Below are 11,507 nucleotides of genomic sequence, written 5' to 3'. Positions count from 1 at the left end.
GCGGCCGCGAGACCGCCCGATGAGCGCGACCGGCGACTACCTGCGGTACATCGACGACGTGAATCGCACTCTGCCGCAACCCGATGCCCGTTCGAGTGGGCGGTCGATCGGCGTTCCGGGAGTGCTGCGCATGCTCGAGCAGGCCCACGACGATCACGGCACGAAGCAGTGGGGTGAGCTCTTCCAGCCCGCAATCGACCTCGCCGACAACGGAATCGAGATCAGCCCGCGCATGGCGTCGTCCATTGCCGACTCGGCACCCAAGCTCGCCCTCGACCCCGCGTCCAAGGAGTACTTTCTGCAGCCGGACGGCACCGGCAAGCCGGCCGGGACGGTTCTGAACAACCCGGCGATGTCGAAGACGCTCTCCGCCATCGCAACCGACGGTGCAGACGCCTTCTACACCGGTGATATCGCGCAGGCCATCGTCGATGCGACCGCCGACACCACCGCGGGCCGTACCCCCGGACAGATCACGCTCGAGGATCTCGCCACGTACGAGCCCAAGACCCGCACGGCCGTGTGCACCGAGTACCGCGACCACGACATCTGCGGTATGCCCGGCCCGTCCTCGGGCGGTATCGCAGTGGCGTCGGCGATGGGGATCCTGTCGAACTTCGATCTGGCGCAATACGCGCCGACGGGAATGGACGCCAACGGCGGAACCCCGACGGCCGAGGGTGTGCACCTGATCGCCGAGGCCGAGCGCCTGGCCTACGCCGATCGTGACAAGTACGTCGCCGATCCGGATTTCGTCCCCCTGCCCGGCGGGTCGCCCGATGCGCTGCTCGATCCCGAATACCTCAGCGAGCGAGCAGGACTGATCGACGAGAGCAAGTCGATGGGCACAGCGCAGCCCGGCGACTTCGGCCCGGTGCAGTTCGCCTCGTCCACCGATCCCGAGTACGGCACCAGCCACATCTCCGTCGTCGACAGCCAGGGCAACGCGGCATCGATGACGACAACCGTCGAGTCTGCCTTCGGCTCGTTCCACATGGTCGACGGCTTCCTGCTCAACAATCAGCTCACCGACTTCTCGGCATCACCGGTGGCCGAGGACGGTACGCCGGTGGCCAATCGCGTCGAGCCGGGGAAGCGTCCGCGTAGCTCGATGGCCCCGACGCTGGTCTTCGATCGCGGCGACGACGGCGTACGCGGCGATCTGGCACTGGTGGCCGGCTCTCCCGGCGGCTCGGTGATCATCCAGTTCGTCGTCAAAACACTGGTGGGACTTCTCGATTGGGGCATGGACCCTCAGCAGGCGGTGTCGATGGTCGACTTCGGTGCGGCCAACACACCGTCGACCAACTACGGCGGTGAACACCCGAATGTCTCGGGCGAGGACGATCCGGTGGTCGCGGCGCTCCGCGAGATGGGCCATCAGGTGTCGGTCGCCGACCAGTCCAGTGGGCTGAGCGCACTACAGCGCACCGACGGCGGCTGGATCGGTGGAGCCGACCCCCGCCGCGAGGGTGAGGTACTGGGTGGATAGCTGCGAGCGTGGGTAGCGCTCAGGGCACGAATCGGTAGCCCATACCGGTTTCGGTGATGAGGTGCACCGGGGAGGCCGGGTCGCGTTCGAGTTTCTGTCGCAGTTGGCCGAGGTAGATTCGTAGATAGTGCGTTTCACGCTCGTGGCCGGGTCCCCACACGGTACGCAGTATGTCCTTCTGCGACACCAGCTTGCCCTCGTTGCGCACCAGCAGTTCGAGCACACCCCACTCGGTGCGGGTCAGGTGCACGCCCACACCATCTCGCACAACGGTTTTCGTAGCGAGGTCGACGGTGAAGTCCTCGGTGACCACAACGGGGTCGGCGACGGAGTGCGGTCCGCGGCGTAGTGCGGCGCGCAACCGCGCCAGCAACTCGTCCATACCGAACGGCTTTGTCACGAAGTCGTCCGCCCCGGCATCGAGGGCCTCGACGGTATCCGCCGAGTCGGTACGTGCCGAGAGCACCAGAATCGGCACGTCGGTCCACCCACGCAGACCGGCGATAACGTCGATTCCGTCGATGTCGGGCAGGCCGAGATCGAGAATCACGATGTCGGGGTGGAAGTTCGCGGCCACCCGCAGCGCCTCCCCACCCGTCGCAGCGCTGACGACCTCGAACCCGCGGACATTGAGATTGATTCGAAGCGCGCGCACGATCTGCGGCTCGTCGTCGACGACAAGCGCCCGCACCTTCACCTGATCGCCGCCTTCAACTCGACCGTCATCGTCAGCCCGCCGCCGACGGTGTTCGATGCCGTGACGGTACCGCCCATCGCACGCACGAATCCCCGCACCACCGAAAGCCCCAGCCCGACGCCCACGGAGTTGTCACGATCGCCGAGTCGTTGGAACGCATCGAACATGGTCTCCTCGGCACCCTCGGCGATACCGGGACCGTGGTCGGCAACGGAGATCCTCGCCCGATCGCCTGCTACCGCGGCACTGACGGTGATGTCGCCGACGGGCGCATAGCGGGCACTGTTGTTCACCAGGTTCGCCAGCACGCGCTCGAGCAGGCCCGGGTCCGCCAATACCTCGACATCACCCACCTCGACCCGGACCCGATCGTCGGCTCCGATCAATGCGCCGCCCAGAACGTCGTCGACGAAGACCGGGCGCAGACTCGGGTGCACCACACCTGCCTGCAACCTCGAGGAGTCGAGCAAGTTGCTCACCAGAGCCGTCAGCTGATCGGCCGATTCGTCGATGGTGGCGAGCAATTCCTCGGTGTCCTCCGCAGAGAACTGAACGTCGGTGCTGCGCAGGGACGAGGACGCCGCTTTCACCGCAGACAGTGGCGTCCGTAAATCGTGGCTGACGGCCGAGAGCAATGCCCGACGCAACGCATCGGCCTCGGCGAGCGCGTTGGCGCGGCTGGCTTCCTCGGCGAGCCGAGCCTGCCGGACCATGCCTGCAGCCTGGTTGGCCACGGCCGCGAGCACTCGTCGATCGTGCGCTCGAGTTCGGTCGCCGGCGAGCAGCAGCGTGAACTCACCGGTGCCGATCTCGGTGTCGGCACTGCCCTTGTCCGCGGGGGCACCGGCACCCGTGGTGCCGACGATTGTGGCGGACTCGTTGTCCCACAGCGATACTCCATCCTGGCTGTAGGTTTCGCGAGCACGCTCGAGCAGCGCCGGCAGATCTGCCCCCCGAAGGACGGATCCGGCGAAGAGAGTCAGCAACTCGGCCTCCTGTGATGCTCGTCGAGCTTGCCGAGTCCGCCGCGCAGCAGCGTCCACCAGGGCTGCGACTGCGATGGACACGAGCAGCAGGACGACGGCGACGACGAAGTTCTCCGGTTCTGCGATCGTGAGGCTGTACAGGGGCGCAGTGAAGAAGTAGTTCAGCAGGAACCCGGCGATCAGCGCCGACAGTGCCGCAGGCGCAACACCTCCCAGCAGTGCGACACACAGCACGACCATGAAGAACAGTGCGCTCTCCCCGCTCGGACCGAAGTTCGGCCCGACCCAATCGAGCACCACCGCTGCCACACACGGGACGACAACCGCGGCGATCCACGCGAGAATCCGACGTCGGCCTGCGTCGACCTGAAGTCGCCAACGCCGCGCCCGCTCGTCGTGAGTGACCATGTGTACGTCGATTTTTCCGGAATTCTGCACCACTGCAGCGCCGATGCCCTCGTCGAGAATCCGCGCGACCCGAGACCGTCTCGAGGTACCGATCACCAACTGAGTCGCATTGACCCCGCGAGCGAAGTCGAGCAGCGTCGTCGGGACGTCGTCACCGACCACACTGTGCACGCTCGCACCGAGCCCGGCGGCGAGCTTGCGCACCGAACCCATCTGCGGTGCCGAGACACCCATCAGCCCGTCGCCGCGAACGATGTGCAGCACCATCAACTCTGCGCTGGATTTGGAGGCGATGCGGCTCGCGCGCCGCAGCAAAGTTTCCGATTCCGGGCCACCGGTCACAGCGACGACCACCCGTTCACGCGCCTCCCAGGTGTCGGTGATGCGATTCTCGCTGCGGTACTTCACCAGTGCCGCATCGACCTGGTCGGCTATCCACAGCAACGCCAATTCACGCAACGCCGTGAGATTGCCGCGCCGGAAGTAGTTGCTCAATGCCGCATCCACCTTCTCGGTGGCGTAGACGTTCCCGTGCCGCAATCTGCTGCGCAGCGCCTCGGGGGTGATGTCGACCAACTCCACCTGGTCGGCACCGCGAACCACGCTGTCCGGTACGGTCTCTCGCTGCGGCACCCCGGTGATCTGCTGCACCACGTCGTTCAATGATTCCAGGTGCTGCACATTGAGCGTCGAAATCACACTGATGCCTGCGTTCAACAGGTCCTCGACGTCCTCCCACCGTTTACCGTGCTCGCCCCCCGGCGTATTGGTGTGTGCCAGTTCGTCGACGAGGACAACCTGGGGCCGCCGCGCGAGCACGGCCTCGAGATCGAGTTCCTCCGTCAGCGACCCGCGGTACTCGACGAGCCGAGGTGGTACCACCTCGATCCCGTCGAGCGCGGCGATCGTTCGTTGTCGGCCGTGCGTCTCGACCAGAGCAGCAACAACATCGCAGCCCCTGTCCTGACGCCGGTGCGCCTCACCGAGCATCGCGAACGTCTTGCCGACTCCCGCGCAGCGCCCAGATAGATGCGCAGTTCACCTCGATCCGGCACGGCTCTTCTCCTGTCTCAGCTGCAGGGGCTGCTCAAGCCCAGCGCCACATTGAGCTCCGGCACGTTGACCGCCTTCGCCCCGAGAACACCGTACTGCGGTCCGGCGGTGTACTCGGCGACCAAAGCCTCGACGTCGCCGACACTCATGCCGTTGACCTCGGCGACCCGCGGTACCTGCAACGCGGCGTACTCCGGACTGATCGCGGGGTCGACTCCCGAACCGGAGCCGGTCACCGCGTCCGGGGGAACAGCGGAGGGGTCGACGCTTTCGCGCTCGGCGATCGCAGTGCGCCGCTGCTCGATGAACGACGCGAGAATCTCACTGGACGGTCCTTGGTGGCTCGGCCCCGATGCGGCGGGATCACTGATGGCGAACGCGTCGTTCTCCGACACCGAGCCGGTGACGCGGGTGTGGAAGTACGGATCGGGCTCTCCCGGAGCGACCTGCGGATCGACGCCGATCAGCGAGCTTCCGACGACGCAGCCCTGCGCGTCGCGCAGCGGCGAACCCTCCGCGGAGTCGGTACCGATGCGGCTGATACCCCAGACCACGGCCGGGTACCCGATGCCGAGGATGACCGTCAGCGCCAGCAACACTGCGAAACCTGCCACGACCTGGCGGAGGAAGTTCTGTACGAAACGCATGATCAGCCAATCCCTGGGATGTGTCGAACGAGCAGGTCGATGAGCCAGATACCGACGAACGGACTGATGACGCCGCCGACGCCGAATACCAGCAGGTTTCTTCGCAGCAACGCCGACGCCGAGGCCGGTGTGTAGCGAACGCCTTTCAGTGCCAACGGAATGAGAACGACGATCACCAGCGCGTTGAAGATCACCGCGGACAGGATGGCCGATTCGGGCGTCGCCAGACGCATGATGTTCAGTCCACCGAGCTGCGGATAGACGGTACTGAACATGGCCGGCAGAATCGCGAAGTACTTCGCCAGGTCGTTGGCCATCGAGAAGGTCGTCAATGCTCCGCGGGTGATGAGCAGCTGCTTGCCGATCTCGACGATCTCGATCAGTTTGGTGGGATCGGAATCGAGGTCGACCATGTTGCCGGCTTCCTTGGCCGCAGAGGTGCCGGTGTTCATCGCGACACCGACGTCGGCCTGCGCCAGAGCCGGGGCGTCGTTGGTGCCGTCGCCGGTCATCGCGACCAGCCGTCCGCCTTCCTGCTCCTTCCGGATGAGCGTGAGCTTGTCCTCCGGGGTTGCCTCGGCCAGGTAGTCGTCCACCCCGGCCTCGGCGGCGATGGCCCTGGCGGTGAGTGGATTGTCGCCGGTCACCATCACCGTTCGAATGCCCATGGCCCGAAGCTGACCGAACCGTTCTGCAATTCCGGGCTTCACCACATCCGAGAGTTCGATGACACCGAGAGCGCGGGCAGCTTTCCCGGTTTCGCGTACTGCGACGACCAGTGGTGTGCCACCGTTCTGGGCGATGTCGTGCACGGTGGCGTCGAGATTCGCCGTGCTGTTCGAGTCGACGCTGCCGCCGCCCTCACGGATCCAGCCCTGGACCGAATCTGCTGCGCCCTTGCGGATCTCGATGCCCGGCAGGTCGAGGCCGCTCATTCGTGTCTGCGCTGTGAATGCGACGAACTCACCACGTGCATCGGCTTCCGCGGCAATGGTCTCGAAGTCGCGTTCGACGAGTTCGACGATGCTGCGCCCCTCGGGAGTGCCGTCGGCGAGTGAGGACAGTCGAGCAGCACGAGCCAACTCGACGGCGTCGACGCCCGTGGCCGGATGCAGCCCGGTGGCGCGACGATTGCCGAACGTGATGGTTCCGGTCTTGTCCATCAGCAACGTGTCGATATCGCCCGCTGCCTCCACGGCGCGTCCGGACATCGCGAGCACGTTGCGCTGCACCAGCCGGTCCATACCCGCGATACCGATGGCCGAGAGCAGCGCACCGATGGTCGTGGGGATCAGGCAGACCAGCAGCGCGATCAACTGGATCGGATTCTGCTGCTGCCCTGCGTAGTTCGACATCGGGCCGATGGCAACCACGGCGAAGAGGAAGACGATCGTGAGGGATGCGAGAAGGATGTTCAAAGCGATCTCGTTCGGCGTCTTCTGCCGAGCCGCACCCTCGACGAGAGCGATCATCCGATCGACGAACGTTTCGCCCTGCGCTGCAGTGATTTTCACGACGATCTCGTCGGAGAGCACGATGGTGCCGCCGGTGACCGCAGATCGGTCGCCACCCGACTCGCGGACCACGGGTGCCGACTCGCCGGTGATCGCCGATTCGTCGACGCTGGCGATGCCCTCGATGACGTCACCATCGCCGGGGATGATCTCGCCGGCCGAGACGACCACCTCGTCACCGACCTTCAAGTCCGAGCCGGCCACCTCGGTGATGACGAACTCGGCACCGGAGGAGGATCGTCGTCGGGCAACACTGTCCTGCTTCACTTTGCGCAGGCTGGCGGCCTGCGCTTTGCCACGGCCCTCGGCGACGGACTCGGCCAGGTTGGCGAAGAGCACCGTGAACCACAGCCAACCCGTGACGAACCACGCGAACACGGACGGATCGGCGATCGAGAGCACCGTGGTGACGACGGAGCCGAGAAAGACGACGAACATCACGGGGTTACGAGCCAGGTGGCGCGGATCGAGTTTACGAAACGCACCCGGAAGCGCTGTTGCGAGAGAGAGTTTCATTGCATGGCCTCTGCTATGGGTCCGAGAGCAAGTGCGGGGAAGAAGGTGAGAGCGGCGACGAGAATCGCGGTGCCGATCAGCAGAGTGCCGAACAACGGCCCGTCGGTGGGGAGGGTGCCTGCGTTGGGTGCGCTGCGTTTGGTCGTCGCCAGCGAGCCCGCCAGCGCCAGCACGAAGACAATCGGCAGGAAACGGCCCAGCAGCATCGCGATACCGAGCGATATCTGGAACCAGTCGCTGGTCACCGTCAGACCGCCGAAGGCACTGCCGTTGTTGTTGGACGCCGAGGCGTAGGCGTAGAGCACCTCGGTGAATCCGTGGATGCCGGGATTGCCCTGGTAGCTCGTGGTGGATTCGAGAATCACGGTGATGGACGTGCCGACGAGAACGAGGATCGGCATCACCAGCACCGACAATGCGGCCATCGTGATCGCGCGTCGACCCAGTTTCTTGCCGAGGAACTCGGGAGTGCGCCCGACGAGCAGGCCACCGACGAACACGGCGATGACTGCGAGAACCAACAGCCCGTACAGACCGGTTCCGACGCCACCCGGTGCGATCTCCCCGAACAACATGTTCAGCAGAACGGTCCCGCCACCGAGCGCAGACATGCTGTCGTGCGCGGAATTGACTGCGCCGGTTGACGTTCCGGTGGTGGAGACGGCGAACAGTGCCGAGGCCGGGATACCGAAGCGGACTTCTTTGCCCTCCATCATGGCGCCGGCGGCGGTTGCGGCCACCCCACGGGTACGGGACTCGGCGAACAGCGTCACTGCCAACATCGTGGCCCACAGCGTCGCCATCACGGCCAGCAGCGTCAGACCCTGCTTGCGGTTGCCGATCATGGTGCCGAAGGTGCGGGTGAGCGCCACCGGGATCAGCAGCAGCGAAATGATCTCGACGATGTTCGACAGCGGCGTCGGATTCTCGAACGGATGCGCAGAGTTGGCTCCGAGAATGCCGCCGCCGTTGGTGCCGATCTCCTTGATCGCCTCCTGAGAGGCAACGGGTGCAAGTGCGTTGGTCACCGCCTGCCCGTCCAGACCGGTGGAAGCGAAGCCCGTGGAGAATGACATCACAACGCCCTGGGTGAGCAGAATTACCGCCACCAGCAGCGAGAGCGGCAACAGAATTTGTAGCGTTCCGCGGATCAGATCCACCCAGAAGTTCCCCAGTTCACCGCCGGTGGAAACCCGGACGAATCCTCTGACGACCGCGATCGCCACTGCGATACCGACTGCAGCAGAGAGGAAGTTCTGCACTGCCAATCCCAACGGCTGCGTCAGGTTCGACATGGTGGTCTCGGGCGTGTACGACTGCCAGTTCGTATTGGTGACGAACGACGCCGCAGTGTTGAACGCCATCGCCGGGCTCACCCCGGACAGGCCACCGTTGAGGGGCAACACGCCTTGGATGCGCTGCAGCAGAAAGAGGAACACCACACTGACGACCGAGAACCCGATGACGCTGGTGGAGTAGCCAACCCAGGTCTGCTCGGAGTCCGGATCGACCCTCGCGATGCGGTACAGAATTCGTTCGACACTCGAATCCCGAGTGCGCGTGTAGACACGGGCCATGTAGTCGCCGAGTGGCACATAGGCAGCCGCCAGGACGACTATCACAGCGCAGATTTGGAAGAACCCAACCACGTCAGGACCTCTCCGGGTCGAGGAGAGCGACGAACAGGTACACCGCGACGAACGCGGCCACCGCGAGACAGAGCAATTCGGTCATTGCTCGATCCTGAATCCCGCCACCGGCCACAGCCGGCTTCCTTACGCTTTCTTACGCCGCCAACCAGCGGCTATGACGCAATATTTACGCCTACCGCTCTTCGATGTCGTCGACGCGTACCTCGACGACGTCGCGATCCAGGGTGGCACCCAGCAGATCCGTCACGACATCGATCGCGATACGCGCGAGCTCGTCGCCCGCGGCCTGCAGATCGACGCCGTACACCCCGATCACCGCGATGAACAGGCCGATGCAGGCATGGTCGTCGAGGTGGAGGTCGATCTCGGTCGGTTGTGCGCCGTGAACGCCCGCGAGGGCGCGCCGAAGCGTCGTCTTGACGATGTGGTCGCTGATCTTCAGCGTGTCACCGGTCCCGGCTTCTGAACCGGGAGGGAAGGCGCTGTCGATGGGCCACGTACGCCGAGTGGTGTTGCGTACCTTCGCGATGATGGACGAGCTGATGTCCACCCAAGTGGGTTCCTGCGGTGCGTCCCGAAGTTCGGTGGCAGCACGCGCGAGAACCGAATCCGGCTCTACTGGGTTCGCCATGTTGCCAACCTTTCGCTCAATGTTGCTCGTGCTCTGGTCAACTGACCGCGTACCGCTCCTGCGGACAACGTCAGGATCGCGCCGATCTCGGGGTGAGTCAGGCCCTCGACCTCGCGGAGCAGCCAGCAGGCTCGCTGACGGTAGGGCAATTCGGCCAGTGCGACTCCGAGCTCGGCCATGAAGCTGTCGGCCTCGACGTCCGCTTCCGGATCGCTGCCCGCGCCGGTGCTCTTGCGCTCGAACACCCAGTCCTCCGCAGGAGGCACGCTACGCCGTCGCCGGTGATCGACCACCTTGTGCGAGACCAGCGAGAACAGCCACGTCCTCAACGCCGAGTCCCCTCGAAAGTTGTCCAGACCCTTCCACGCTGCGACGAAGGAGTCCTGCACCACCTCCTCGGCCGCACCCTGATCGGACAGCATGTTGCGCGCGTACCGGAACATCTCCGGGCCGTAGCGCCGGACGATCTCCTCGAACGCATCCGTCTCGCCGAGCGCGGCTGCGCCGACGAGTACGCGGTCCGATGCCTCAACCCACTCCATCGGGCCCCCAGTTCACGTAGCGGTCATCGATCACGCATGTCTTCGATACCGGTTTACCAGCGGACGTAATCTATGACGTAGGTCACTTTATCCGGACGTGCGTTTCGGTCATCGAGCTACGACCAACTCCTGACACACACTCTGCACGAGACAAAACGACGAAGAGAGGCATTCAATGAGCTCCACGACGGACAACAAGGCAACCGTATCGGCAGCAGGCGAAGGCAAGACCGACATCACCACCAAGTCGGACTCCGTGCTCGTCAGCTCGCAGGGTCGCACCACCATTGCCGATACCGTCGTCTCCAAGATCGCCGGCATCGCCACCCGTGAGGTCCAAGGAGTGCATGCAGTCGGCGGCGGAGCAAGCCGCGCGATCGGTGCACTCCGCGAGCGCATCCCCGGTGCCCGCGTCAACCAGTCGCAGGGCGTCTCGGTCGAGGTCGGCGAGCGTCAGGCAGCCGTTGACATCGACATCGTCGCCGACTACGGAGTGTCGATCGCAGATCTCGCAGCAGGCATCCGTCGCAACGTCATCAATGCCGTCGAGCGTATGACCGGACTCGAGGTCACCGAGGTCAACATCGTCGTCCACGACATCTTCCTCGACGACGGCTCCGAGGACGACGACACCACCACCGAGCCCGCCACCACCCGAGTGCAGTGACCGATCCGCACATGACGGAGCGTGACAGGTCCGAGGACATCGCCGACGCCGTTCTGGCGATCGACGGTGTCGTCGGGCTGCACGGCGGCATGTTCGGCGAAGCCGCTACGTACCTACCCGGACGCAGGATCGCCGGCATCCGAATCGGGGAGAACGGAACCGAGGTTCACGTCACTCTCGAATTCGGGGTAGCGGTCCGCGAGACCGCCGATGCCGTGCGTCGCACAGTTGCGGCGATGGTCGACGGGCCCGTGCACGTCACCGTCGAGGACATTGTGCGAGTCTGACCAGGTGAACGAGCATGCAGCGCACGACCGAGCCGCCGCGTACAAGGCGGCTCGGCGCGCTGTGGCACGCGAACACCACCCCGACATCGGTGGAGATCCGGCCCGGTACATGGCCGAGCTCGCCGCTGTCGATCGAAGATTCGCTGTACTGCCCTCGACCCCTGTCAACGCAGCGAGTGCACCGACGGCATTCCGCGCGTCCTCGATTCCGTCCCCCCTACGCACACTTCCCAAGCGGATCGCTCGCATCCGCAAACGCGTCACCAGACGCAACTACTTCGAACTCTGAGTGGAGATCAAGACCATGACCACTGCAACCATCGGTTTGTTCGTGGGACTTCTGCTGGCCATCGCCGCAGCGGCAGGCGGCTTCACCGGCTTCCTCATCGCCATCGTTCTCGGTGGCCTCGGCTTC

Annotated in this window: 11 protein-coding genes and 1 pseudogene; 4 read left to right on the top strand and 8 right to left on the bottom strand. The window is 64.9% G+C overall.

Annotated features, from left to right (window positions below; translation table 11 throughout):
• Positions 1–1,492: gamma-glutamyltransferase family protein (locus RHBS_RS16895; RefSeq protein WP_145977533.1), on the top strand; the 1,492-nt coding region annotated here is incomplete at its 5' end.
• 19 nt (positions 1,493–1,511) lie between these two features.
• Here RHBS_RS16895 and RHBS_RS16890 read toward each other — a convergent pair.
• From RHBS_RS16890 to RHBS_RS16855, 8 genes and pseudogenes are all read right to left on the bottom strand, one after another.
• Positions 1,512–2,189, bottom strand: coding sequence for a response regulator (locus RHBS_RS16890; protein WP_128646082.1), 678 nt, complete (start codon positions 2,187–2,189; stop codon positions 1,512–1,514).
• Positions 2,186–4,638: pseudogene (locus RHBS_RS16885) on the bottom strand (ATP-binding protein). The gene RHBS_RS16890 and the pseudogene RHBS_RS16885 overlap by 4 nt, the downstream one beginning before the upstream one ends.
• A gap of 15 nt (positions 4,639–4,653) precedes the next feature.
• On the bottom strand, positions 4,654–5,283 hold the full coding sequence (locus RHBS_RS16880; RefSeq protein WP_128646081.1) for a potassium-transporting ATPase subunit C: 630 nt from the start codon (positions 5,281–5,283) through the stop codon (positions 4,654–4,656).
• A gap of 2 nt (positions 5,284–5,285) precedes the next feature.
• Positions 5,286–7,313 carry a potassium-transporting ATPase subunit KdpB gene (gene kdpB, locus RHBS_RS16875; RefSeq protein WP_128646080.1) on the bottom strand — a complete coding sequence of 676 codons (2,028 nt, stop codon included), beginning with the start codon at positions 7,311–7,313 and terminating at the stop codon, positions 5,286–5,288.
• The gene (kdpA, locus tag RHBS_RS16870; RefSeq protein WP_128646079.1) at positions 7,310–8,962 is read right to left on the bottom strand and encodes a potassium-transporting ATPase subunit KdpA; all 1,653 of its coding nucleotides are present in this window, start codon (positions 8,960–8,962) and stop codon (positions 7,310–7,312) included. Before kdpA ends, kdpB begins: the two co-directional genes overlap by 4 nt.
• Before the next feature lies 1 nt (position 8,963).
• Positions 8,964–9,077 (bottom strand): potassium-transporting ATPase subunit F, encoded by a 114-nt coding sequence (locus RHBS_RS16865; protein ID WP_128646078.1) that lies wholly within the window; start codon positions 9,075–9,077, stop codon positions 8,964–8,966.
• Positions 9,078–9,137: 60 nt separating this feature from the next.
• Positions 9,138–9,596 (bottom strand): hypothetical protein, encoded by a 459-nt coding sequence (locus tag RHBS_RS16860; protein WP_128646077.1) that lies wholly within the window; start codon positions 9,594–9,596, stop codon positions 9,138–9,140.
• Positions 9,581–10,138: an RNA polymerase sigma factor gene (locus tag RHBS_RS16855; protein ID WP_128646076.1), complete on the bottom strand. Its 558-nt coding sequence runs from the start codon at positions 10,136–10,138 to the stop codon at positions 9,581–9,583. The genes RHBS_RS16860 and RHBS_RS16855 overlap by 16 nt, the downstream gene beginning before the upstream one ends.
• 175 nt (positions 10,139–10,313) lie before the next feature.
• On the opposite strand from RHBS_RS16855, the gene RHBS_RS16850 reads away from it, so the two are divergent.
• Genes RHBS_RS16850 through RHBS_RS16840 form a run of 3 tightly spaced genes read left to right on the top strand, consistent with a single transcriptional unit; the run spans position 10,314 to position 11,381 of the window.
• Entirely contained in the window at positions 10,314–10,805 is a 492-nt protein-coding gene (locus tag RHBS_RS16850) for an Asp23/Gls24 family envelope stress response protein (protein WP_121871523.1), read from the top strand.
• 11 nt (positions 10,806–10,816) lie between these two features.
• The gene (locus RHBS_RS16845) at positions 10,817–11,092 is read left to right on the top strand and encodes an Asp23/Gls24 family envelope stress response protein (protein ID WP_121872801.1); all 276 of its coding nucleotides are present in this window, start codon (positions 10,817–10,819) and stop codon (positions 11,090–11,092) included.
• A gap of 4 nt (positions 11,093–11,096) precedes the next feature.
• Positions 11,097–11,381: a hypothetical protein gene (locus tag RHBS_RS16840; protein WP_128646075.1), complete on the top strand. Its 285-nt coding sequence runs from the start codon at positions 11,097–11,099 to the stop codon at positions 11,379–11,381.
• Positions 11,382–11,507 lie beyond the last annotated feature (126 nt).

This window comes from Rhodococcus sp. BS-15, from assembly GCF_000813105.1.
In the GTDB taxonomy this organism is placed as follows: domain Bacteria; phylum Actinomycetota; class Actinomycetes; order Mycobacteriales; family Mycobacteriaceae; genus Rhodococcoides.
Note: the sequence above shows the minus strand (reverse complement) of the source record. Positions and strands in the feature narration are given on the sequence as shown.

What these genes read in the sequence shown, in the direction of transcription:
- RHBS_RS16880 (WP_128646081.1), bottom strand. Translation starts at nt 5,283, where the DNA reads ATGCGTTTCGTACAGAACTTCCTCCGCCAGGTCGTGGCAGGTTTCGCA.
- RHBS_RS16855 (WP_128646076.1), bottom strand. Translation starts at nt 10,138, where the DNA reads ATGGAGTGGGTTGAGGCATCGGACCGCGTACTCGTCGGCGCAGCCGCG.
- RHBS_RS16850 (WP_121871523.1), top strand. Translation starts at nt 10,314, where the DNA reads ATGAGCTCCACGACGGACAACAAGGCAACCGTATCGGCAGCAGGCGAA.
- RHBS_RS16860 (WP_128646077.1), bottom strand. Translation starts at nt 9,596, where the DNA reads ATGGCGAACCCAGTAGAGCCGGATTCGGTTCTCGCGCGTGCTGCCACC.
- RHBS_RS16845 (WP_121872801.1), top strand. Translation starts at nt 10,817, where the DNA reads ATGACGGAGCGTGACAGGTCCGAGGACATCGCCGACGCCGTTCTGGCG.
- kdpB (WP_128646080.1), bottom strand. Translation starts at nt 7,313, where the DNA reads ATGAAACTCTCTCTCGCAACAGCGCTTCCGGGTGCGTTTCGTAAACTC.